Source organism: Amycolatopsis sp. NPDC004368 (assembly GCF_053602515.1).
Genome location: NZ_JBSGDT010000006.1, coordinates 19,202 through 40,799, shown reverse-complemented (window position 1 = coordinate 40,799; position 21,598 = coordinate 19,202). Strand labels below are relative to the sequence as shown.

The window sequence follows — 21,598 nt, the reverse complement described above, 5'->3', positions numbered from 1 at the left end:
GCCCCACCGACGACCGGCCCCACCAACGACCACGGGGCGGCACCGCATGTGCGGTACCGCCCCGTGGTCAGGGAACGTCTGCTGTCAGGAGGTGGGTCGGCGAGCGCCCACGTACTGGCTCTGCAGCGGTGAGATCTTCACGACGTCACCGGTGGTCGGCGCGTGGACCATCTTGCCCGCGCCGATGTACATGCCGACGTGGGAGACCGGGCTGTAGTAGAACACCAGGTCACCCGGCTGCAGCTGGTCGCGCGGGATCGGCGTGCCGAAGGTCGACTGCTCCCGGCTCGACCGAGGCAGGTGGATGCCCGCCTGCGCGTACGCCCACTGCATCAGGCCCGAGCAGTCGAACGTGCTCGGCCCGGTGGCGCCCCACACGTAAGCGTCGCCGCGACGGCTGAGCGCCGCGTCGACGGCCTGCTGGGCCGCGGGCCCCGGAGCCTTGATGTTCGGCGCCGCGCCGCCCTTGTCGCCACGCAGGGCCTGGTCCAGCGTCGACAGCGAGGGCTCGGTCTTCTCGAGCTGGTCGATCTGGTCCTGGAGCGTCTTCTGCTTGGTCTTGATGTCGTTCGTCAGCTTCGCCGCGGCGTCACGGGCGTCGGTCGCGCGCTTGGCGGCGTCGGCGGCCTTGGCCGTGGCGTCCTGGGCCTGCTTCACGGCACCGGACAACGCGTCGAGCGCGGCGTCCTTCTGGGCCGCGATCTGGTCCAGCGCCGACGAACGCTCGAGGAACTCCTGCGTCGACGTGCCCGCGAGCAGCGCCGAGAGCTTGTTCATCTGCACGCCGCTGAGGAACGACGCGCCGGCGAACTTGTCGACGTCGACGCGGTAGCGCTCCTCGTTGTCCTCGGCCTGCTGCGCGGACTTCTTCGCGTTGTCGACGTCGGCGTTCGCCTTGTCGAGGTCCTTCCCGCGGGCCGTGAGGTCGTCCTGGGCCTTGAGGAGGTCCTCGTTGGCCTTTTCGGCCTGTGAGGCGAGGTCGCGGTACTTCGCGAGGGCGTCCGAACCGGAGTCGGGCGGGGTCTGGAGGGCGGGGATGGGAGCTGCGAGGGCCGTGGCCGAGGGCTGCGCGACGGTGACCATGGCGATCACCGAGGCTGCCGCTAGGGCACCTGACACCACGCGCTTGACTGGATGCGACTGCACGGTCGCGCGTGTCTCCTTTGCTGTCGGGCCGCCGTCGGAACCTCGTGACGCCGAAGAGGTCGGGGGCCCTCTTCCGCACGTCTCCCCCGCGCATTCCGGCCGCGTTTCACCGCAACGGCCTCACGCACAGGGTGTGGTTCCGGTCCTGGCTCCCCGACAAAGCCTTTTCCGGCGGCGACCTCGTGTCGCCGTCTTGCCGACGGCTGCTGTCCACGAGGTCTCGGACAGGTTACGAAAAGACCGAGACCGCGTCCACCGGGCCCCACGCAAAAACTCTGCGTAGTCCGCGGAAACACCATCGGACCAGCGAGGGAGGCAGAGTGTGACGGCGGTCATACTCTGTGGTGTCAGAATTGCGTGAAATCACTACCGACCGTTCACCTGATCCGATCGACCACTCGTCGCGCACCTCTTCCTCACGTGTCACCCACAAGAGTCACGCTGGCTTACGTTCAGGCTCCGAAACCAAGCGCAGCCGCGGCACCATCCCCGCCTCGGCGAGCGCATCGACGGCTCGCCGTTCGTCCGCGTCCCACGCCAGGGCGACCGGCGGGCCGAGCAGCACGCTGACCACGCAGTCGTGACACGCGTCACCTCGAACGGCGCATCGATCGCAGTCGACCACCAGCGTGTCGAGGTCGATCTCGACGTCGAGTTCGACGCCGGCGGTTCCGGCCGGCCCGGTGTCGGCCGGTTCCGCACCGGCGCTCTCGGGCGGGTGGTGGTTCGTGGACTCGGTCACGAGAGGCTCCTCACGTCGTCGTGCTTCCTGGGACGCACGGTAGGAGCCACCACCGACAGTTTCCGGCCGCCGCCCGCGACCTCTCACCCGGACGTGGGCCGGATGTGGGTCAGACGCGGCCCAGGCGGCTGACCAGCACCGCCGACGGCGCCGAGTGCGCGCCGCTCGCCCGCACGGAATCGGCGACCGCCCGGTCGGACGTCGCCACGACCATCGGCCGGCCCTTCGGCTCGGCCGCCACGATCGAGCGGATCACGTCGTCGGCCAGCACGCCGCGGTCGGAGAACAGCACGCGCACGCCCCGCGGCACCGAAGCCGGTACCGACAGCACACCCGCCCCGTCGAACACCACCGTGACCTCGGCACTCGTGCGTGCAGCCAGCGCGGAGAGCTGGTGGATGAGCCGGTCGCGCTGGTCGGCCAGCGCCAGCTCGGGGTAGCCGGTCTTGGTGACGTTGTAACCGTCGACGATCAGGTGCACGTTCGGCAGCGCGAGGTAGCGGTCGAGCGCACCGACGTCCTGCACGCGCCCACCCGAGCCGAAGCCCGCCGTGGCACCGCGCACCATGTCGGCGGGCCGCGCGCCGCGGTCGCTCAGCATCAGCTCGCGGCGCAGGCCCGTGACGGCACCGTCGATCGTGTCCACGAGCAGCGCCAGGCGCACCTCGTCGGCTTCCCGGGCCTCACGTGCCGACTGACGGGCGATCTCGGCGTCGGCGACGGCCCGCTCCGCCCGCGTGCGCTCGGCTGCCACGCGACGGCGCTCACGGTCCAGCTGGGCGGTCAGCGCGTCGATCTCCTCGGCCTTGGCCGTGCCGCCGCGCGCGAGCTCGGCGTGGGCCGCTTCGGCGGCGTCGCGGGCCTGGCGCAGCTGCACGCCCTGCTCCCGCAGCCGGCGCAGCAGCTTCTCGACCTCGGCCTCGCGTTCGCCGCGGGCCGCTTCGACGGCGCCGCGCGCCTGCTCGAGCTCACCGCGCAGCTCGGCCAGCTCGACCTCGAGTTTCTGGTTGCGGGCCAGCGCGGCGTCGCGTTCGGCGCGCAGCGCCGTCTCCTCCGCGTTCTTCGCGACGAGCCGCACGCGCCCGGCCGCACCCGACTCCCCCAGCAGCACCGCGGCGGCCGCGCCGGCGACGGAATCGGCGGCGTTGGGGTCGAGGGCGTCGGTGCGGTGCTCGCGCAGCCACTCGATCACGGCGGTGCGGAACTGCGCGGAATCACCCAGCGCGGCCAGCAGCGCCGTGCCGCCGAGCTTCGCGCGCTTCGCGGGCGCGAACTTCGCGACGGGACGCAGCTGCCGCGGCACGTCGGTCGGCGGCAGCTTCGCGACGGCGGTGGCCGCGAGCTCGGCGATGCGCTCGCGCACGGCGTCGGGCAGGCCCGTCCACGAAGCGGGCTCGGGCGCAAGGGCGTCGGCAGTGTCGGTGTCGGTGTCGGTGTCGGTGTCGGTGGTCGAGGCCGCGGACGAGCCGGCCTCGACCGAGTCCGCCCGCGCCGGTACGGCCGAGGGGCCGACGGCCTCCTCGGGTGCGACCGGATCCACGGGCTGGGGGTGCATTGGTCCAGGGTAGGCCCCGGGGCCGGATCGCGCGCCGTTGGTCGCCCGACGTGGGAACCACCCCACCAGCCGCGCCCGCACCACGTGTCACACGGATCGGGTCGCGCGGGATTGTCGGTGGGCCGCCCTAGAGTGCGCGATCATGGACACCGGACCGCGGCCCGGCCAGGCACAGCTGGCCTTCGACGAGCTCGGCACTCCCTTGAGAGACACCACCTTCGTCGTGTTCGACCTCGAAACCACGGGCACGAAGCCGGGACCCGACGCGATCACCGAGATCGGCGCCGTGAAGGTGCGCGGCGGCGAGGTGCTGGCCGAGTTCGCCACCCTGGTGAACCCGGGCTCGCCGATCCCGCCGCAAGTGGTCGAGCTCACGGGCATCACGCAGGCCATGGTCTACGACGCGCCGCGGATCGAACGGGTGCTGCCCGCGTTCCTCGAATTCATCGCCGGCGCCGTGCTGGTGGCCCACAACTCGGGGTTCGACACGGGGTTCATGCGGGCCGCCTGCGAAGGCCACGGCTACGTCTGGCCGCGCGCCACGGTGATCTGCACGGTGAAACTCGCCCGGCGCGTGATCCCGCGCGAAGAAGCCCGCAGCTACCGCCTGTCGAACCTCTCGATGCTGCTCGGCTCGCGCACTCGGCCCACGCACCGCGCGCTCGACGACGCCCGCGCCACCACGGACGTGCTCCACGCGCTGCTGGAGCGGGTCGGCAACGTCGGTGTGCACACGGTCGAAGAGCTCGTGGACTACCTGCCCGAGGTCACCACCGCCCAGCGGCGCAAACGCCACCTGGCCGCCGACCTGCCGTCGCGGCCCGGTGTGTACCTCTTCCGCGGCCCGCGCGAGGAGGTCCTCTACGTCGGCACCGCGCGCGACCTCAAGCGGCGCGTGCGGCAGTACTTCACCGGTTCGGAAAGCCGTGGGCGCATCCGCGAGATGGTGGCTCTGGCCGAACGCGTGGAGGCCGTCGAATGCGCCCACTCGCTGGAGGCCGAGATCCGCGAGCTGCGGCTCATCGCGGCCCACCGGCCGATGTACAACCGGCGGTCGAAGAACCCGCACCACGCGTGGTGGGTCGGGCTGACCGACGAAGCCTTTCCCCGCCTGTCCGTGGTCCGGCTGCCGCGCGAAGGCACCCTCGGCCCCTTCCGCAGCCAGGCCGACGCCCGCACCGCCGCCGACACGCTCGCGGGCGCCGCCGGGCTGCGCACGTGCACGATGCGCATCTCGGCCCGCGGCGGCTCGGCGACCCCCTGCGTGCTCGCCGAGCTGGGCCGCTGCGGCGCGCCGTGTGCCGGCCGCCAGAGCGTCGAGGACTACTCCCCCGGCGTCACGGCGGCTCGCGACCTAATCTCCGGGCACGACGGCCGTCCGCTGAAGATCGCCGCGGCCCAGCTCGACCGGCTCTCGGAGGGCCGGCACTACGAGCAGGCCGCCCGGCACCGCGACGAGCTCGCGGACCTCGTGCGTGCCGTCGGCCGCTCCCACCGCCAAGCCGCACTCGCCGAGATCGCCGAGCTCATCGCCGCTTCGCCCGACGGCAACGGCGGCTGGGAACTGTCGGTGATCCGCCACGGCCGGCTGGCGTCCGCCGGAGTCGCGCGGCGGGGCGTGCCGCCGATGCCGATCGTGGAACATCTCGTCGCCGCCGCCGAAACCGTGCTGCCCGGCGAAGGACCGTTGCGCGGTGCCTCCGGAGAAGAGGTGACCGTGCTGTTGCGCTGGCTCGCCCGCCCGGGCGTGCGGCTCGTGCGCACCACCCGCCCGTGGGCCGAACCGACCGCCGTCGCCGGGTGGCGCGGCTGGCTCGATCTCGCGGCGGGCGCGCGGAGTCTGGAGCGGGTGGCGGGGTGATGCGGGCTACGATCAGCGCTCGTCGAGTACCGCCAGGGAGTGGAGGAACGCTGTGATCACGGCGATCGTGCTGATCAACGTAGAGGCCGAGGAGATCCCGCAGGCCGCACAGGCGATCGCGGACCTCGAAGGGGTCAGCGAGGTCTACTCGTGCGCCGGTGACGTCGACCTGATCGCCACCGTGCGCGTGAAGGCCCACGAGGACCTGGCCGACCTCATCCCCGGCCGCATCGGGAAGGTGAGCGGGGTGCTGGACACCGTCACGCACATCGCGTTCCGCTCGTACTCGCGCGCCGACACGGATTCCGCGTTCGAGATCGGCGTCGAAGGCGCCTGAGACCCGGGAACGGTGAAGGCCCCTCCACCTCGAACCGGGTGGAGGGGCCTTCGCCGTTGCAGGGAACTCAGCGCCCGGAGCCGCGTGACTCCGACGGCTGCGCGCCGGTCAGCTCGGCGCTGCCCAGCTTCGCGGTGTCGCCTTCGGACGCCTGGGTGTGTCCGTTGCCGTTGGCGTGGTGGGCGGCGCGCTCCAGAGCGGCCGACTCCTCCGGCGGGTCCGCGGTCCAGAGCGAGCCCGGGACGGCGTGCCCGGCGGTGCCGAGCTTGTTCATCTTCTTCGGCACCGGCGCGCCCTGGTAGTCCAGCGCGACCGCGTGGCCGTGGCCGTCCACCCCGCCCAGCGGCTGGTGGACCTCGATGAACTCACCGTGCGGCAGGCGCTTGATGATGCCCGTCTCCACGCCGTGCTCCAGCACCTCGCGGTCGGCCCGCTGCAGCCCCAGGCAGATCCGGTAGGTGAGGTAGTAGGCGATGGGCGGCACGATCAGCACGCCGATGCGGCCGGCCCACGTGGTGGCGTTGAGGGAGATGTCGAACTGGTCGGCGATGATGTCGTTGAAGCCCGACAGCTCGATGACCAGGAAGAACCCGAGCGCCATCATGCCCAGTGCGGTGCGGACCGGTGCGTCGCGCGGCCGCTGCAGCAGATTGTGGGCCGCGGTGTCCTTGGACAGCTTGCGTTCCAGGAACGGGTACGACAGCAGCAACCCGATGAGCACCGGCATGCCGACCGCGCCCGGGAAGAACACCGCCGGGATCGTGTAGTTCCCGAGGTAGACCTCCCACGCGGGCCAGATGCGCAGCATGCCGTCGGCCCAGGCCATGTAGAAGTCGGGCTGCGAACCGGCCGACACCATCGACGGGTTGTACGGCCCGAAGTTCCACACCGGGTTGATCTGGAACAGGCCGGACATCAGGGCGATGACACCGATGACCAGGGTGAAGAACGCGCCGCCCTTGAGGGCGAAGTACGGCATGATCCGCACGCCGACGACGTTGGTCTCCTTGCGCCGCACACCAGGGAACTGCGTGTGCTTCTGGTACCAGACCAGCGCCAGGTGCACACCGACGAGCGCGAGCATGATGCCGGGGATCAGCAGGATGTGCAGCGTGTAGAGGCGCGGGATGATCTGGTCGCCCGGGAACTCGCCGCCGAACAGCGCCCAGTGGATCCAGGTGCCGATGACCGGCACCGAGAGCACGATGCCCGACAGCGTCGCGCGGATGCCGGTACCGGACAGCAGGTCGTCCGGCAGCGAGTAGCCGAAGAAGCCTTCGAACATGCCCAGGATCAGCAGCAGGCCACCGATGACCCAGTTGGCTTCACGCGGCTTGCGGAACGCGCCGGTGAAGAAGATCCGGAACATGTGGATCATCATCGAGGCGACGAAGATCAGCGCGGCCCAGTGGTGCAGCTGCCGCACGAACAGACCGCCGCGCACGTCGAACGAGATGTCCAGCGTGGTGCGGAACGCCTGCGACATCTCGACGCCCTGCAGGTTCTGGAAGCTCCCGTGGTAGGTCACTTCCTGCATGGAGGGGTCGAAGAACAGCGTCAGGTACACGCCCGAGAGCAGGATGACGATGAAGCTGTACAGCGCGATCTCGCCCAGCAGGAACGACCAGTGCGTGGGGAAGACCTTGTTCATCTGGTGCCGCAGGCCCTTGGCCAGCTTGTAGCGCTGGTCGGCGTTGTCCGCCGCGTCTCCCAGTTGCTTCTCGAGCGCGCTCGTGCCCTTCGTGGGCGTGGTGAGTGAACTCATGACTTACGCTCCCAAAAGGCCGGACCGATGGCCTCGATGAAGTCGCCCCGTGCGATCAAGTATCCCTCGGAGTCAACCGTGATCGGCAGCTGCGCGAGCGGCCGGGTCGCCGGACCGAAGATGGGCTTGGCGTAGTGCAGGGCGTCGAACTGCGACTGGTGGCACGGGCAGAGGATGCGGTTCGTGCGCTGCTCGTACAGGGAGGTCGGGCAGCCGACGTGGCTGCAGATCTTCGTGTACGCGTAGTAGTCGCCGAAGTTGAAGTCCTCCTGGCCCTTCCGCTTCACCACCTTCGCGGCGTCGGTGGGGCGCAGCCGGATGAGCATCACCGGGTTGTCGACGCGGGTCAGCGCGGCGGCCAGCGCCTCGCGGTTGCCCGCCTCCGACTTGCGGTACGGGAACACCGTCTCCATCGCGCCGGCGTCGAGGTCCTCGGCCTTCAGGAGCGTGACGCCGTTCTTGACGTCGTCGTCGAGGCTGCCGGTGTTGGCGCGCAGGTACACGACCTCACCCGGGTGCTGCGGCTGCCAGCCGGTGTGCCACAGCGAGTTCTCGTTCTCGGTGTCCTTCCACGGGTCCTTGATGAAGGACGCCAGCGGCAGGGCCGCGACCGCGAGTCCCAGGACGCCGGCGCTCGCACCGGCGGTGCGCTTGATCAGCGACCGGCGGGCGATGGTGCTGCGGTTCCCGGCGTCGGCCAGGTGCGCGAGGATCGTGGCGCGGTCGACCTCGGCCGACGGGCCGTCGCTGCGCTGCTGCACCGCGTTCTCCTGCGGCACGAACTTCTTCGTGTACAGGATCACGCCGATGCCGAGCGCCAGCACCGCGACGCCGAGCGTGACGCCCAGCGCCGGGGTGTAGAGGCTGTAGGTCGCGTGCGCGCTCTCGTCGCTGGGGGCCTTGTACTCCCACCAGTGCGGCCACGCGATGACCACGACGAACGCCAGACCGGCGAGCGCCGACAACGCGAACCAGAACGCCACGACCCGCTGCGCGCGGCGCTCCGCGCGGGTGTCCTTGACCGGCCACGGTTCCGGGTAGTCGACGATCTCGACGCCGTCGAGCTGGCCGCCCAGCTTGAGCAGCTGGTCCCGGTCCATCTCGGCCAGTTCCGCCTCCGAGGGCGGCTGGGGCCCTTCGGCACTCATGCCTTCGATCCAATCCACAGGGTGATGCCCACGAGCGCGGCAATTCCGACGACGAACGCGATGAGGCCTTCGGAAGCGGGACCGAACCCGCCGAGCCCGTTGCCACCCGGGTTGTTGTTGCCGTCCGACACCGACTTTACATAGGCGATGATGTCCTTTTTCTCCTCCGGGTTCAGCTGCCGGTCGGAGAATTTCGGCATGTTCTGCGGGCCCGTGAGCATCGCGTCGTAAATCTGTTCCTCGGTGGCCGGGTCGAGGTTCGGCGCGTACTTGCCCGCCGAGAGAGCGCCACCACGGCCGGTGAAGTTGTGGCACGACGCGCAGTTGAGCCGGAACAGCTCGCCACCGCGGGCCGGGTCGCTGCCGCGCAGTGCGGCACCGGTTTCCTCGGGGCGCTGAGCACCGCCGCCGTGGGCCTGCACGAAGGCGCCGACGGCGTCGATCTCGCTCGGCGTGAGCTTCGGCGGCTTGCGCGCGATCTGCGCTTCCTGGCGCGCGGCGGGCATGCGGCCGGACGAAGTCTGGAAGTACACGGCCGCGTCGCCGACACCGATGAGGCTCGGACCGCGGTCCTGCACGCCCTCGAGGTTCTTGCCGTGGCACTCGATGCAGGTGTTGTTGTAAACCTGCTCACCCTGCCGCAGCAGAGCCGGGTCGCCCTGGGCCTGCGCGGTCTGGGGCTCGGGCGCGAACACGGCGTACAGCGCGCCGGCTCCCACCAACGCGACACCGAGTGCGAGCAGACCGGCGAAACGCCTGCGCAGCTTCGAGCGCGCGCGGAACCGGCGCTCCGGGGACTTCTTGCTGGTGGTCATCTTGCGGCAACCCTTGCTGTCAGTTCAGGCCGATGGTGGTGGCGGGGCGGGATCAGGGGAGGATGTAGATCACCGCGAAGAGGCCCACCCACACGATGTCGACGAAGTGCCAGTAGTACGACACGACGATCGCCGAGGTGGCCTGTGCGGGCGTGAACTTGCTGAGCTTGGTGCGGATCAGCAGGTACACGAACGCGATGAGCCCGCCGATCACGTGCAGGCCGTGGAAACCGGTGGCGAGGTAGAACACCGTGCCGAACGGGCCGGACGGGATCGTCAGCCCCTCCTCCACCAGGTTGTGGTACTCGTTGGCCTGGCCGAACACGAAGATCGCGCCCATGATCAACGTGACGATGTACCAGCGCCGGAGCCCGTAGACATCCCCGCGCTCCGCGGCGAACACGCCGAACTGGCACGTCAGCGAGGACAGCACCAGGATCACCGTGAACGGGATCGCGTACGGGATGTTGAGGTGGAATTCCTCGCCGTGCAGCGGCGGCGGCCACGGCGCGCCGGCCGCGTTCTGCGCCTTGACGGTGAAGAACATCGCGAACAATCCGGCGAAGAACATCAGTTCGCTGGACAGCCACACGACTGTGCCGACGCTGACCATGTTCGGCCGGTTCAGCGAGTGGACTCGCTGGCTGATGGTGGGAGCTGCCGTTGTCACGGATCGCATTATGTCCTCCCGCGCGGGCACCCCGCCCTTCGGGTCCACGGCGGGTCGTGGGAGCTTCGCATCACACCCGAACCCGGCACAGGCAGGAGCTACTCGTGAGTTTGCTCGGTCGGCTCCGTGACCTGGCCAGAAAGCGGGAAACTCCCGGTCTGACGCCTGATGCGCCCGGTTTGGTGATCGTCGCGGAGGCCTTCGACCCCGTTGTCGCGGACTCGGCCGTGCTCGCGAATTCACCCGGCTGGGTCGCGACCGCGCCTGCGGTGCTCGTGCACCACCTGAGCCTGCCGCCCGACCGCGTCGACGAGGCGGCGGCGATCCTCGCCCAGGACGGGTGGGAGCTGCGTGAACAGGGCCCCGACGGTGACCGCGTGCTGGTCCACGCCCTGCGGGTGCAGGTGCTCGACGCCCTGCACTGCGCCCAGGAACGCTCGCGCATGGCGGGTTTGGCGCAGCGCCTCGGCGGCGACGCGCTCGGCTGGGACGCGCGGCAACCGGGTGAGTCGCCCACCGCGTCCGCGTGAGATGCATCTCGGCCGATACGATCGCGAAGTTCCACCCGTGACGAGACGGAGGCGTGCTCAATGGGCGAGCAGACGAAGCGGATCCTGGTGTTCAGTCACAAGGCCGAGGTCCGCGACGCGATCATCAACGCCGTCGGCCGGCGGCCCGCCGCCGACCTGGGCCGCGTGGAGTACGTGGAGGCGGCCGGGATCGCCGACGTGCTGTCCGAGGTGGACGCCGGCAACGTCGACCTCGCGATCCTCGACGGCGAGGCCCAGCCCACCGGCGGCATCGGCCTGACCCGCCAGCTCAAGAACGAGATCACCGACTGCCCGCCGATCGTGGTGTCGGTGCGGCGCAAGGACGACCGCTGGCTCGCCACCTGGTCGCAGGCCGACGCCGTGCTGGTGCACCCGCTCGACCCGCTGACCGCGGCGGAAACCGTCGCCGGCGTGCTGCGCGCCGGGCGCGTGCCCGCCGTCAACGGCTGAGCCCGGGATGGGCACCACCCCGGTCCCCCACACCTGGTCCGCCCTGCTCACGCAGCTGATCGAGCGCTTCGACCTGTCCGCCGACGACACGGCCTGGGCCATGGACCAGATCATGTCCGGGGCCGCCACGCAGGCGCAGATCGGCGGGTTCGCGATCGCGTTGCGCGCCAAGGGCGAGACGCCGGAGGAGATCTCCGGCATGGCCGAGGCGATGCTCGCGCACGCGCGCCGCATCGAGCTGACCTCGCCGGCCGTCGACATCGTCGGCACCGGCGGCGACCGGTCCAACTCGGTCAACATCTCCACGATGGCGACGATCGTCACAGCGGCCGCCGGCGCGCCCGTGGCCAAGCACGGCAACCGCAGCGCGTCGTCGAAATCGGGTGCGGCCGACGTGCTCGAGACCCTCGGTGTCGCGATCGACCTGCCGCCGGAGGCCGTGCACCGGTCGCTGGAGGAGATCGGCATCGGGTTCTGCTTCGCGCCCGCGTTCCACCCCGCGTTCCGCCACACCGGCCCACCGCGGCGTGAACTGGGTGTGCCGACCACGTTCAACCTGCTCGGCCCGCTCACGAACCCGGCGCAGCCGCGCAGCGCGCTGATCGGCTGCGCGTACGCGGACAAGACCCGCGTGCTGGCGGAGGTGTTCGCCCAGCGCGGGTTCTCGGTGCTCGTGGCCCGCGGCGACGACGGCCTCGACGAGATCACCACCACCACGACCACGTCGGTCTGGGTGGTGTCGGACGGCACCGTGACCGAACGCAGCTTCGACCCGAGCGTGCTCGGGATCCCGCGCGCCACGAGCGAAGACCTGCGCGGCGGCGACTCGACGGCCAACGCCGAGGTGGTGCGCCAGCTCGTGGCCGGCAAGACCGGCCCGGTACGCGACGCCGTGGTGCTCAACGCGGCGGCGGCGCTCGCCGCGTTCCGGGGCTTCTCCGGCTCCCTGGAGGACGACCTGGCCGCCGGGCTGCAGCAGGCCAACCGAGCCATCGACTCGGGTGCGGCGGCCGCGCTGCTGGACCGCTGGATCGCGTTCTCGTCGGCGTCCCGCTGACTCACCCCCGGCGAAGGCGGCACCGGACACCCCGGTGCCGCCTGTTTCATGTCCCCCGGAGGGCTCAGGAGCCCTGGAAAGCCGCGCGGTAAGCGCTGGGGGTGGTTGCCCGCAGGCGCGTGAACTGGTGGCGCAGCGCCGCCGCTGAGGCGTAGCCGCACGCCGTCGCGATGGCCTCCACGGACAGCCGGCCTTCTTCCAGCAGCGCCTGCGCCCGGTCGAGGCGGCGTTCGGTGAGCCAGCGGTGCGGTGTGGTGCCGGTGGCGGCGGAGAACCGGCGCAGGAACGTCCGCTCCCCCAGCCCGCTGCGGCGCGCGAGCTCCGCGACCGTGAACGGCCGATCCAGCCGCCGTTCCACCCACTCCAGCGCCTCGGCGACCACGACGTCGTCCGGCGCGGCCGTGGCCGGCAGCGGTGCCTCGACGAACTGGGCCTGCCCGCCCGCGCGGTGCGGGGCCGCGACCATCCGCCGGGCGAGCGTGGTGGCCGCGGCGACCCCGCGCAGCCGCCGCACGAGGTGCAGGCACAGGTCCACGGCCGCGACGGTGCCCGCGCTGGTCGACACTCCCTCGTCGTCCGCGTACAGCGCCTGGGGATCCACCACGGCCTTCGGGAAGAGCCGGCGGAACTCCTGCTCGTACACCCAGTGCACGGTGCAGCGCCGGCCGTCGAGCAGGCCCGCGTAGCCGAGCGTGAAGACGCCGGCGCAGAACCCCGCGACCCAGGCACCGCGGTCGCGGGCTTCGCGAAGCACGGCCAGAACCGGTTCCGGCGGCGGTGCCGTGCGCGGTTCACACGTGGGCACGATCAGCAGGTCCGCCGACGCGGCGAAGTCCAATCCGGACAGTCCCGTCAGCCCGAAGCCGGACCAGGTGTCCACTGTGGCTTGTCCGGCGGGTGCGCACACGCCGAACTCCCAGCCCTCGATGCCGTCGGCGCTGCGATCGGTGCCGAACACCTCGCACGCGACGCCCAGCTCGAACGGCGAGACCCGGTCGGCCAGCACCACCGCGACCCGTTGCACGTCCATCCGGCTCATCGTGTCACAAGTTTTGCGGCCGTTGTCATCTCTGACACTGGTCGGTGATCCGCGTTGGCCCGAACCTGGGACGCATGACGAATGACGAAACCCGCCCGGTCCTGCAGTGGTCGGCCGCCATGGCGCTGTCGGGCACGATCGGTGCGGTCGTGCTGGCCAGTGGCGCCGCCGCACCCGCCGTCGCGTTCGCGCGCTGCCTCGTGGGCGGTGTCCTGCTGGTGGTGTGGTGCCTGGCCCGCGGCTACTTCCGCGGGTGGCACCCGACGCGGCGCGACCTGCTGCTGGCCGCGCTCGGCGGCGTGCTGCTGGTGGCCAACTGGGTGCTGCTGTTCACCTCGTACGCGTTGTCGTCGATCGGCGTGAGCACGGTCGTCTACCACACCCAGCCACTCATCCTGGTGGGTCTCGCGGCGGCGTTCCTCGGTGAAAAAGTCGCCAAAACGCATCTCGCCCGGGCGGGGGTGGCATTCGCCGGTGTGGTGGTGATTTCCCTCTCGGCCCACGGCGACGACGGGCAGCCCGTCCGGTTGGCGGGGATCGCGCTCGCGCTGGGTGCGGCCGTGCTCTACGCCGGCACCTCGTTCGTGGCGAAACAGCTGACCCACGTGCGCCCGCACCTGCTCGCGGCGGTGCAACTGGTGGTGGGAACGGTGCTGCTGGCCCCGGCGCTGGCGCTCACGCCGCTACCGGAATCGGTTCCGGGGCTGCTGTGGCTGGTGCTGCTCGGCAGCGTGCACACGGCAGTGATGTACGTGCTGATGTACGCGAGCATCGGCAAGCTGCCCACCACGACGGTGGCGCTGCTGTCCTACCTGTACCCGGTGGTCGCGGTGGTGGTGGACGTGCTGGCGTTCGGCCACCGGCTGTCGTGGCCGGAAGGCCTGGGAATGCTGGCGGTGCTCGCCGCCGCGCTGGCACCCCAGCGCGGCGGCAGGCCCGGGCCGGCGAAGACCCGGGCGGACGTCACTCGTGGTTCGGGCCCGTGTGGTACTCGAACACCAGCCCACCGACCGCGATGAGCAGGGCGACGAGCGCCATGACCAGCAGCCAGATGTGGAAGAACGCGAGCGCGAGACCACCCAGGGCGGCCGAGGCCGCCATGGCGATCGGCCAGTAGCTGCCCGGGCTGAAGAAGCCCAGCTCGCCCGCACCGTCACTGATCTCGGCGTCTTCGCGGTCCTCGGGGCGCGGTTCGATCCGGCGGGACACGAACTGCATGTAGCTGCCCGCGAGGAACGCGAGGCCACCGGTCAGGAAGAGCGAGACGATGCCGACGGGCTCGGCCTTCTGGTCGGTCGCGTAGAGGGCGGTCATGACCCAGTAGATGACGGCCATGACAACGGCGAACGCCGCCACCATGTAGAAAATCCGGGCTTCGACCTTCATGGGACTTTCTCCCCTACTCCTCTGGTTCGCCGGAACCGGTCAGTTGGACGCGGTGCGCGCGGTGCGGTCGGTGTTGAACGGCTGCGTGGTCACCGCGTGCGGGGTGCACAGCACGCCGCAGTTCATCGCCGCCAGCGCCTCGGAAGCCGTGTTCGGCTGGCCCGTCTTCGGGTTGGTTTCCGTGCGCAGCTTGATGTACTGGTCGTACTTGTCCGGCGACAGCGCGCGGACCTCGAAGTTCATCACCGAGTGGTACGTGCCGCACAGCTCCGCGCACCGGCCGACGAAGGAGCCTTCGCGGTCGATCGAGTTCTGGAACGAGCTGTCCTGGTTGTTCTTCTCGGGGTCCGGGAAGACGTCGCGCTTGAAGTGGAACTCCGGCACCCAGAACGAGTGGATGACGTCGGTGGACCGCAGGCGGTACTCGATCGTCTTGTTCGTGGGGAGCACGAGCAGCGGGATCTCGCCGGAGGAACCGACGGTGCTGACCTGGCTGCCGTCCGGGCGCTTCGCGTTGGCGTCGTCGTACTTGAACTCCCAGTTCCACTGGAAGGCCACCACGTCGACGGTCACGTCCGGGTTGGGCTTCTTGTCCAGGACGTCGCTCTCGGTCGTCGCCGTGAAGAAGAACAGGACACAGACCATGATCGTCGGGACGACGACCGTGAAGATCTCGAGCGGGATGTTGTACTGGAACTGGCGCGGGAGGTCCTCGGGACCCTCGACCGCGGAAGTCTTCTTCTTGCGGTGGAACGTCGCGGTCCAGAAGATCAGGGCCCACACGATGACACCGACGGCGAGCGCCGCGATGACCGTCCACGTCCACAGGTTGCGCATCTCGTCGGCCTGCGGGGTGACACCCACCGGCCAGCCGAAGCGGAGGATCTCGTCCCCGGAGCAGCCCGTCGCGGTCAGCGCCACCAGCGCGGCCAGCGCAGCGACGCGGCCGACACGCTTACCCCCTTGGGTGCGCGCTGGTTTTCCCACTGCGCCTCGCCCTTTCACCCAGAGCCTCCTCGACCGATCTTCGTGACAGGCGGAGCCTAGCCGAGTTCACGGTTCCCGCTGTCCAAGGGGTGACCACAACGCGCGCGCGTCCACCCGATGCGGTCCGTGGTGCACGGTTCGCGGCATACTGGGCCCTTCCCCGGACCGGCGAAGACCCTGAGGTGTGTGAGTACGCGTGTGCGGCCTGCTTGGACTGATCTGCGGCACCGAGACCGACGCGGCGAACGCCCGTGAAGCCGTGGGCGCGGCGATGCGCTGCCAGCGCCACCGCGGCCCCGACGAGCAGGACACCTGGGCCGACGGCGAGGTCGTCTACGGGTTCAACCGGCTGGCGTTCATCGACGTCGACCACGCCCACCAGCCGCTGCACTGGGGTCCGCCGGAAGCGCCGGGCCGCTACACGATGAACTTCAACGGCGAGATCTACAACTACCGCGAGCTGCGCGACGAGCTGGCTGAAAAGTTCGGCGCGAAGTTCGAGACGGAGGGCGACGGGGAGGCCATCGTCGCGGCCTACCACTACCTCGGCGCCGACGCGGTCAAGAAGCTGCGCGGCATGTTCGCCTTCATGATCTGGGACTCCGCCGAGAAGGTCGTGTTCGGCGCGCGGGACCCGTTCGGCATCAAGCCGCTGTTCTACGCCGCCGGCCCGGGCGGGGTGGCGTTCTCCAGCGAGAAGAAGAGCCTGCTGGAGCTCACGGACACCCTCGGCGTCGCGCAGGAGCTGGACCGCAAGGCACTGCAGCACTACCTGGTGCTGCAGTACGTGCCGGAGCCGGAGTCGCTGCACACCGCGGTGCGCCGCGTCGAGTCGGGCACGTCGTTCCGCGTCGTCCCGGGTGGACAGGTCGAGTTCACGCGCTACTTCCACCCGCAGTTCGCCGCGAAGCCCGTGAACGGCGAGCGCGAGGCCGAGGAGCTCTACGAGCGCATCGCGAATGTGATGCGCGACTCGGTGGGCAAGCACATGATCTCCGACCCGGACGTGACCGTCGGCGCGTTCCTGAGCGGCGGCATCGACTCCACGGCCACGGCGACGCTGGCCAAGGAGCACAACCCGAACCTGATCGCGTTCACCACCGGGTTCGAACGCGAGGGTTACTCCGAAGTGGACGTCGCGGCCGAGTCGGCCGCGGCCATCGGCGTGAAGCACGTGGTGCGCACGGTCTCCGCCGACGAGATGATGGAGGCGCTGCCCCTCATCGTCTGGTACCTCGACGACCCGGTGGCCGACCCGGCGCTCGTGCCGCTGTGGTTCATCGCCCGCGAGGCGCGCAAGCACGTGAAGGCCGTGCTCTCGGGCGAGGGCGCCGACGAGCTGTTCGGCGGCTACACGATCTACAACGAGCCGATTTCCTTGGCACCGTTCGAAAAAGTGCCCGGCGGTGTGCGCAAGCTCATCGGCAAGGTGTCCACCAAGATCCCCGAAGGCACGCGCGGCAAGGACTTGCTGCGCCGCGGCGCGCTGCCGCTGGAGGACCGCTACTACGGCAACGCCCGCAACTTCCGCGACGACCAGCTGCGCAACGTGCTGCGGACCTACACCGAAGGCGTCGGCTTCAAGGACGTCACCGCGCCCTGGTACGACGTCTCGCGCGGCTGGGACCCGGTCGCGCGCATGCAGCACGTGGACCTGTTCACCTGGCTGCGCGGCGACATCCTGGTGAAGGCCGACAAGGTCACCATGGCCAACTCGCTCGAGCTGCGCGTGCCCTTCCTCGACGCCGAGGTGTTCAAGGTCGCCGCGTCCATTCCCCTGGACCAGAAACTCGCGCACGGCACCACGAAGTACGCGCTGCGCCAGGCGCTGGCGAAGATCATCCCCGCCCACGTGCTCAACCGCCGCAAGCTCGGCTTCCCCGTGCCGATCCGCCTGTGGCTGCGCAACGAGATGTACGACTGGGCGCGCGGCATCATCAACGACTCCAAGACAGACGAGCTGCTCGACAAGCCCGCCGTGCTGCGCCTGTTGGAGGAGCACAAGGCCGGCCAGCTCGACCGCAGCCGCCAGATCTGGGCCCTGCTGGTGTTCATGCTGTGGCACGGGATCTTCGTCGAGCACCGCATCAAGCCGGAGATCCCGGAGCCGGTGTACCCGGTCAAGCTCTGAACCGGTCCTCGTCTCATCCGGTCACCCGCCGCGGACTCCGCGGCGGGTGACGCGTTTCCGGGGTTCGACACCCGCCGCCTGGGCCCGGCTGGGTGTCGAAGCTCACGAAGTTCCCGGCGGCACTGCCCGCACCGCGCGCAGCCGGCCGCCCACGACGCAGGAGCAGGCTGAGCGCACGAAAACGGCCGCCCCACCTTCGCAGGCGTGGCGGCCGTCACGAAAATCCAGCTCAGCCCGGGATCGGGTCACCCGGACGCAGGCGCGGCTTCGGCACCCGCAGCTTGCGGATCTGGCTCGCCCGCACGAAGGCGTACCAGCCGACGCCGCGCGTGGGCTCCTTCGGGAACCGCTCGCGCGCCAGGCGGGAGATCTTGCGGCCGTTGACCACGCCCTCGATGGCCATGACCAGCAGCAACGCCATGCAGATGAGGGTGATGTACTGCTGCGCCGCGGGCACCGGGATCAGCAGCGCGAGGAACACGAGGATCGCCAGCGGCATGAACAGGCCCAGGATGTTGCGCCGGGAGTCGACGATGTCGCGCACGTACGCCTTGACCGGGCCGCGGTCGCGCACCGGCAGGTACTTGTCGTCACCCGACATCATGCGTTCGCGGCGCTCCTTGGCGGCCGCGCGGCGGTCTTCCTTGCTGACCGGGTTTTCCTTGCGAAGCTGCTTGTTGCGCTTCATCGCCTCGCGCATGCTGGTGGGCGGCGGGGCGACCGGGCCGCGCTTGCGTCCTTCCGCTTCCCGCCGCGTCGGCGTCGCCCGGCCCTTGCCCGGCGTGTACGCCTTCCCGGTGGTCGACGCGGTGTCGACGACGTCGGCGGTGACGTCGTCGGCGGGGGTCTCGGTGGTGCTTCGGCGCAGGAACCTCACCTCACCAGGGTATTGCAGGCGTCACGAGGATGTTCGGCAGGTCGCGGGATGTGCAACCATGGAGGGGGAACAGATCGGGTACTGGCGGTGTTGAACCGTTTCGCACGAGAAGTACCCGCAGCGAGTTCGACCTAGAGGGAGTGCCATGACGACCGCTGAGCAGACCGGTGCGGCGCAGGCCGAGACCGCCGAGGAGACCCACGGCGTGACCTTGACCGACGCCGCGGCCGTGAAGGCGAAGGCCCTGCTCGAGCAGGAGGGCCGCGACGACATGCACCTGCGCATCGCCGTCCAGCCCGGTGGCTGCGCGGGCCTGCGCTACCAGCTGTTCTTCGACGAGCGCGAGCTCGACGGTGACCTCTTCCGCGACTTCGACGGTCTGCGCGTGGCGGTCGACCGGATGAGCGCTCCGTACGTGTCCGAGGCTGTGATCGACTTCGTCGACTCGATCGAGAAGCAGGGCTTCACGATCGACAACCCGAACGCGACCGGTTCGTGCGCGTGCGGTGACAGCTTCCACTGAGCCCTGAGCACGGAGAAGGGCCCCGGCCAGCGCGGCCGGGGCCCTTCTTCGTGCCTGGCTGCCCAGGGCCTGAGCTGGGGATCAGACGTAGGCGTCGAGGTCGGCGACCTGCGCGTGGCAGGCGTCGTCGACGGTCCACGGCCGCGCGGCTCGCGGGTGCGGCATGCGGTCGGTGGTGAGTCCCTCGCTGCGCAGCGCGGACGGGATGTGGGCGCAGTCGGCGATCAGCTCGCCGAGGTCTTCCGGTTCAGTGGCCGTGTTCACTTCCGTAACGCTATTGATCCGCTCGCGACTGGGAAAGCGGTACCAGCCGGTAGTGTCGGCCGCGGTGCGGGAACTACCCGGACGGGTCATGACCTGCGGGTAACCGCGCCAGAGCGACACGAAACGACACCCAAAGGAGAACCGGTGGCAGACAAGGCCAGGATCGCCGTGTCCGGCAGCATCGCAACCGATCACCTGATGCACTTCCCCGGCAGGTTCGCCGAGCAACTGGTGGCCGAACAGCTCCACCGGGTGTCCCTGAGCTTCCTGGCCGACGACCTCGTCGTCCGCCGCGGCGGCATCGGCGCCAACATCGCCTTCGGGCTGGGTGTGCTGGGGGTCAACCCCGTGCTGGTGGGGGCCGTGGGCTCCGACTGGGCCGACTACGCGTCGTGGCTGGAGCGCCACGGCGTGGACACGACCGGGGTGCTCGTGTCCGAAGTCGCGCACACCGCGCGGTTCGTGTGCACCACCGACGAGGACCTGTGTCAGATCGCCACGTTCTACGCCGGCGCCATGGCCGAGTCGCGCAACATCGAGCTCAAGCCCATCGCCGACCGCGCCGGTGCGCTCAGCCTCGTGCTGATCAGCCCGGACGACCCCGAGGGCATGGTCCGCCACGCCCAGGAGTGCCGCCAGCGCGGCTACACCTTCGCCGTCGACCCGTCGCAGCAGCTGGCCCGCATGGACGGCGCCCAGGTGCGCGAGTTCGTCGCCGGCGCCAAGTACCTGTTCAGCAACGACTACGAGTGGGAGCTGCTCCTGCAGAAGTCGGGCTGGACCGAGGCCGACGTGCTGGAGCGCGTCGGCATGCGCATCACCACCCTCGGCGAGAAGGGCGTGGAGATCGTCGGCCGCGACGGCCTCGCCCTGCAGATCGGCGCCGTCCCGGAGCGCGGCAAGGCCGACCCGACCGGCGTCGGCGACGGTTTCCGCGCCGGCTTCCTCGCCGCCCTCGAGGGCGGGCTCGAGCTGGAGCGCGCCGCGCAGCTCGGCTCGCTGATCGCGGTGCTCGTGCTGGAGACCGTGGGCACGCAGGAGTGGACCTTCGACCGCGCCGACGCCCTGGCCCGCCTGGGCGAGGCCTTCGGCCCGGCGGCGGCGGACGAGATCGCTCCGGTGCTGCCCGCCTGACCTCGGTTCGGGGAAGGGGCCGGCCCGTGGTCGGGACAGCCCCTTCCTGCGCGATACGGCGGCCCGTGAGCACCACCACTGCCCGACCGGGGAGGTTCGTTAGCAACGCGAACAACCTCCGCCTAGGCTGGCGGTCATGGAGTTTCGACGCCTCGGCCGCAGCGGCCTCAACATCAGTGAGATCTCCTACGGCAACTGGCTCACCCACGGGTCCCAGGTCGAAGAGGAGCAGGCCCAGGCCTGCATCAAGGCGGCGCTCGACGCCGGCATCACGACCTTCGACACGGCCGACGTGTACGCCAACACGGCGGCGGAGTCGGTGCTCGGACGCGGGCTGAAGGGCCAGCGCCGGGAGAGCCTCGAGATCTTCACCAAGGTCTTCTGGCCCACCGGCCCCAAGGGCCAGAACGACAAGGGCCTCTCGCGCAAGCACATCATGGAGTCGGCCACCGCGTCACTGCAGCGGCTCGGCACCGACTACCTCGACCTCTACCAGGCCCACCGGTTCGACCACAACACCCCGCTCGAAGAGACGATGGTCGCGTTCGCCGACCTCGTCCGCCAGGGCAAGGTGCTCTACATCGGCGTCTCGGAGTGGTCGGCCGACCAGATCACGCAGGGCGCCGCGCTCGCCCGTGAGCTGAAGGTGCCGTTCATCTCCAACCAGCCGCAGTACTCGATGCTGTGGCGCGTGATCGAATCGCAGGTCGTGCCGGCGTCCGAGCGCGAGGGGTTGAGCCAGATCGTCTGGTCGCCGATCGCGCAGGGTGTGCTCACCGGCAAGTACAAGGCGGGTCAGCCCCACCCCGAGGGTTCGCGCGCGACCGACCAGAACGGCGGCGCGAACATGGTCAAGCGCTTCCTCGACGACGAGACGCTGACCGCCGTCGCCAAGCTGGAGCCGCTGGCTCAGGCAGCCGGGCTGAGCATGGCGCAGCTGGCCGTGGCGTGGGTCCTGCAGAACCCGAACGTCGCCTCCGCGATCATCGGCGCCTCGCGCCCGGAGCAGGTGCACGAGAACGTCAAGGCCGCCGGCGTGAAACTCGACGCGGACCTGCTGGCCAAGATCGACGAGGCCCTCGAGTCCGTTGTGGAACGCGACGCTTCGCTGACCCGCAGCCCGTCCCTCTGAGGTCCGACGCCGGACGGGCCGCCCGAAC

22 protein-coding genes are annotated in these 21,598 nt (G+C 70.2%); 10 read left to right on the top strand and 12 right to left on the bottom strand.

Features of this window, described 5'->3' with window-relative positions; all coding sequences use genetic code 11:
* Nucleotides 1-84: 84 nt before the first annotated feature.
* From ACWEOE_RS11820 to ACWEOE_RS11810, 3 genes are all read right to left on the bottom strand, one after another.
* Nucleotides 85-1,146, bottom strand: coding sequence for an NlpC/P60 family protein (locus ACWEOE_RS11820; RefSeq protein ID WP_452007325.1), 1,062 nt, complete (start codon nt 1,144-1,146; stop codon nt 85-87).
* Between the two features lie 436 nt (nt 1,147-1,582).
* Nucleotides 1,583-1,789, bottom strand: coding sequence for a hypothetical protein (locus tag ACWEOE_RS11815; RefSeq protein ID WP_326837857.1), 207 nt, complete (start codon nt 1,787-1,789; stop codon nt 1,583-1,585).
* Between the two features lie 208 nt (nt 1,790-1,997).
* Complete coding sequence (locus ACWEOE_RS11810; protein WP_452007323.1) at nt 1,998-3,443, bottom strand: NYN domain-containing protein; 1,446 nt, start codon at nt 3,441-3,443, stop codon at nt 1,998-2,000.
* Between the two features lie 142 nt (nt 3,444-3,585).
* Between ACWEOE_RS11810 and ACWEOE_RS11805 the strand changes: the two genes are divergently transcribed.
* Nucleotides 3,586-5,304: a DEDD exonuclease domain-containing protein gene (locus ACWEOE_RS11805; protein WP_452007321.1), complete on the top strand. Its 1,719-nt coding sequence runs from the start codon at nt 3,586-3,588 to the stop codon at nt 5,302-5,304.
* A 52-nt stretch (nt 5,305-5,356) separates the two neighbouring features.
* A complete protein-coding gene (locus ACWEOE_RS11800) occupies nt 5,357-5,641 on the top strand; it encodes an Lrp/AsnC family transcriptional regulator (RefSeq protein ID WP_285969324.1) in 285 nt (94 codons plus the stop codon).
* 67 nt (nt 5,642-5,708) lie between these two features.
* Here the strand turns inward: ACWEOE_RS11800 and qcrB are convergent, their stop codons facing one another.
* From qcrB to ctaE, 4 genes are read right to left on the bottom strand one after another with little or no spacing between them, the layout of a single operon-like run.
* Nucleotides 5,709-7,406, bottom strand: coding sequence for a cytochrome bc1 complex cytochrome b subunit (gene qcrB, locus ACWEOE_RS11795; protein WP_452007319.1), 1,698 nt, complete (start codon nt 7,404-7,406; stop codon nt 5,709-5,711).
* On the bottom strand, nt 7,403-8,554 hold the full coding sequence (qcrA, locus tag ACWEOE_RS11790; RefSeq protein ID WP_452007317.1) for a cytochrome bc1 complex Rieske iron-sulfur subunit: 1,152 nt from the start codon (nt 8,552-8,554) through the stop codon (nt 7,403-7,405). The genes qcrB and qcrA overlap by 4 nt, the downstream gene beginning before the upstream one ends.
* Nucleotides 8,551-9,369 carry a cytochrome bc1 complex diheme cytochrome c subunit gene (gene qcrC, locus ACWEOE_RS11785; RefSeq protein ID WP_432851433.1) on the bottom strand — a complete coding sequence of 273 codons (819 nt, stop codon included), beginning with the start codon at nt 9,367-9,369 and terminating at the stop codon, nt 8,551-8,553. The genes qcrA and qcrC overlap by 4 nt, the downstream gene beginning before the upstream one ends.
* Nucleotides 9,370-9,421: 52 nt before the next feature.
* Nucleotides 9,422-10,048, bottom strand: a complete 627-nt coding sequence (gene ctaE, locus ACWEOE_RS11780) for an aa3-type cytochrome oxidase subunit III (protein ID WP_452007315.1) — start codon at nt 10,046-10,048, stop codon at nt 9,422-9,424.
* A 95-nt stretch (nt 10,049-10,143) separates the two neighbouring features.
* On the opposite strand from ctaE, the gene ACWEOE_RS11775 reads away from it, so the two are divergent.
* From ACWEOE_RS11775 to trpD, 3 genes are read left to right on the top strand one after another with little or no spacing between them, the layout of a single operon-like run.
* On the top strand, nt 10,144-10,569 hold the full coding sequence (locus tag ACWEOE_RS11775; protein ID WP_452007314.1) for a hypothetical protein: 426 nt from the start codon (nt 10,144-10,146) through the stop codon (nt 10,567-10,569).
* Nucleotides 10,570-10,629: 60 nt separating this feature from the next.
* Nucleotides 10,630-11,040, top strand: coding sequence for a hypothetical protein (locus ACWEOE_RS11770; RefSeq protein WP_452007312.1), 411 nt, complete (start codon nt 10,630-10,632; stop codon nt 11,038-11,040).
* Between the two features lie 7 nt (nt 11,041-11,047).
* A complete protein-coding gene (trpD, locus tag ACWEOE_RS11765) occupies nt 11,048-12,097 on the top strand; it encodes an anthranilate phosphoribosyltransferase (RefSeq protein WP_452007310.1) in 1,050 nt (349 codons plus the stop codon).
* A gap of 64 nt (nt 12,098-12,161) precedes the next feature.
* Here trpD and ACWEOE_RS11760 read toward each other — a convergent pair whose 3' ends face one another.
* Nucleotides 12,162-13,127, bottom strand: a complete 966-nt coding sequence (locus tag ACWEOE_RS11760; protein WP_452007308.1) for a GlxA family transcriptional regulator — start codon at nt 13,125-13,127, stop codon at nt 12,162-12,164.
* A gap of 83 nt (nt 13,128-13,210) precedes the next feature.
* On the opposite strand from ACWEOE_RS11760, the gene ACWEOE_RS11755 reads away from it, so the two are divergent.
* Nucleotides 13,211-14,155 (top strand): DMT family transporter, encoded by a 945-nt coding sequence (locus tag ACWEOE_RS11755; RefSeq protein ID WP_452007306.1) that lies wholly within the window; start codon nt 13,211-13,213, stop codon nt 14,153-14,155.
* On the opposite strand, the gene ACWEOE_RS11750 is transcribed toward ACWEOE_RS11755, so the two are convergent.
* Together ACWEOE_RS11750 and ctaC are read right to left on the bottom strand one after the other, a co-directional pair.
* A complete protein-coding gene (locus ACWEOE_RS11750) occupies nt 14,100-14,522 on the bottom strand; it encodes a cytochrome c oxidase subunit 4 (RefSeq protein WP_220237945.1) in 423 nt (140 codons plus the stop codon). The two genes, ACWEOE_RS11755 and ACWEOE_RS11750, sit on opposite strands and share 56 nt — an antisense overlap.
* A 39-nt stretch (nt 14,523-14,561) precedes the next feature.
* Nucleotides 14,562-15,509, bottom strand: coding sequence for an aa3-type cytochrome oxidase subunit II (gene ctaC / locus ACWEOE_RS11745; RefSeq protein WP_452007304.1), 948 nt, complete (start codon nt 15,507-15,509; stop codon nt 14,562-14,564).
* Nucleotides 15,510-15,705: 196 nt separating this feature from the next.
* Between ctaC and asnB the strand changes: the two genes are divergently transcribed.
* A complete protein-coding gene (asnB, locus tag ACWEOE_RS11740; RefSeq protein WP_452007302.1) occupies nt 15,706-17,640 on the top strand; it encodes an asparagine synthase (glutamine-hydrolyzing) in 1,935 nt (644 codons plus the stop codon).
* Nucleotides 17,641-17,869: 229 nt separating this feature from the next.
* Here asnB and ACWEOE_RS11735 read toward each other — a convergent pair whose 3' ends face one another.
* Nucleotides 17,870-18,517, bottom strand: a complete 648-nt coding sequence (locus ACWEOE_RS11735; protein ID WP_452007300.1) for a DUF3043 domain-containing protein — start codon at nt 18,515-18,517, stop codon at nt 17,870-17,872.
* 145 nt (nt 18,518-18,662) lie between these two features.
* Here ACWEOE_RS11735 and ACWEOE_RS11730 point away from each other — a divergent pair, with 145 nt between their 5' ends.
* Complete coding sequence (locus ACWEOE_RS11730) at nt 18,663-19,040, top strand: HesB/IscA family protein (RefSeq protein ID WP_220237940.1); 378 nt, start codon at nt 18,663-18,665, stop codon at nt 19,038-19,040.
* An 81-nt stretch (nt 19,041-19,121) separates the two neighbouring features.
* Here the strand turns inward: ACWEOE_RS11730 and ACWEOE_RS11725 are convergent, their stop codons facing one another.
* Nucleotides 19,122-19,304: a hypothetical protein gene (locus ACWEOE_RS11725; protein ID WP_452007298.1), complete on the bottom strand. Its 183-nt coding sequence runs from the start codon at nt 19,302-19,304 to the stop codon at nt 19,122-19,124.
* 144 nt (nt 19,305-19,448) lie between these two features.
* Here ACWEOE_RS11725 and ACWEOE_RS11720 point away from each other — a divergent pair, with 144 nt between their 5' ends.
* Together ACWEOE_RS11720 and ACWEOE_RS11715 are read left to right on the top strand one after the other, a co-directional pair.
* Nucleotides 19,449-20,438: a carbohydrate kinase family protein gene (locus ACWEOE_RS11720; RefSeq protein ID WP_452007296.1), complete on the top strand. Its 990-nt coding sequence runs from the start codon at nt 19,449-19,451 to the stop codon at nt 20,436-20,438.
* 136 nt (nt 20,439-20,574) lie between these two features.
* Nucleotides 20,575-21,570, top strand: a complete 996-nt coding sequence (locus tag ACWEOE_RS11715) for an aldo/keto reductase family protein (RefSeq protein WP_452007294.1) — start codon at nt 20,575-20,577, stop codon at nt 21,568-21,570.
* Nucleotides 21,571-21,598: the final 28 nt, after the last annotated feature.

Excerpts from the sequence above, each read along its gene's own strand:
- ctaE (WP_452007315.1), bottom strand. The coding sequence starts at position 10,048 with ATGCGATCCGTGACAACGGCAGCTCCCACCATCAGCCAGCGAGTCCAC.
- qcrC (WP_432851433.1), bottom strand. The coding sequence starts at position 9,369 with ATGACCACCAGCAAGAAGTCCCCGGAGCGCCGGTTCCGCGCGCGCTCG.
- ACWEOE_RS11715 (WP_452007294.1), top strand. The coding sequence starts at position 20,575 with ATGGAGTTTCGACGCCTCGGCCGCAGCGGCCTCAACATCAGTGAGATC.
- ACWEOE_RS11750 (WP_220237945.1), bottom strand. The coding sequence starts at position 14,522 with ATGAAGGTCGAAGCCCGGATTTTCTACATGGTGGCGGCGTTCGCCGTT.
- ACWEOE_RS11755 (WP_452007306.1), top strand. The coding sequence starts at position 13,211 with ATGACGAATGACGAAACCCGCCCGGTCCTGCAGTGGTCGGCCGCCATG.
- ACWEOE_RS11805 (WP_452007321.1), top strand. The coding sequence starts at position 3,586 with ATGGACACCGGACCGCGGCCCGGCCAGGCACAGCTGGCCTTCGACGAG.
- trpD (WP_452007310.1), top strand. The coding sequence starts at position 11,048 with ATGGGCACCACCCCGGTCCCCCACACCTGGTCCGCCCTGCTCACGCAG.
- ACWEOE_RS11770 (WP_452007312.1), top strand. The coding sequence starts at position 10,630 with ATGGGCGAGCAGACGAAGCGGATCCTGGTGTTCAGTCACAAGGCCGAG.
- qcrA (WP_452007317.1), bottom strand. The coding sequence starts at position 8,554 with ATGAGTGCCGAAGGGCCCCAGCCGCCCTCGGAGGCGGAACTGGCCGAG.
- ACWEOE_RS11760 (WP_452007308.1), bottom strand. The coding sequence starts at position 13,127 with ATGGACGTGCAACGGGTCGCGGTGGTGCTGGCCGACCGGGTCTCGCCG.
- ACWEOE_RS11810 (WP_452007323.1), bottom strand. The coding sequence starts at position 3,443 with ATGCACCCCCAGCCCGTGGATCCGGTCGCACCCGAGGAGGCCGTCGGC.
- ACWEOE_RS11730 (WP_220237940.1), top strand. The coding sequence starts at position 18,663 with ATGACGACCGCTGAGCAGACCGGTGCGGCGCAGGCCGAGACCGCCGAG.
- qcrB (WP_452007319.1), bottom strand. The coding sequence starts at position 7,406 with ATGAGTTCACTCACCACGCCCACGAAGGGCACGAGCGCGCTCGAGAAG.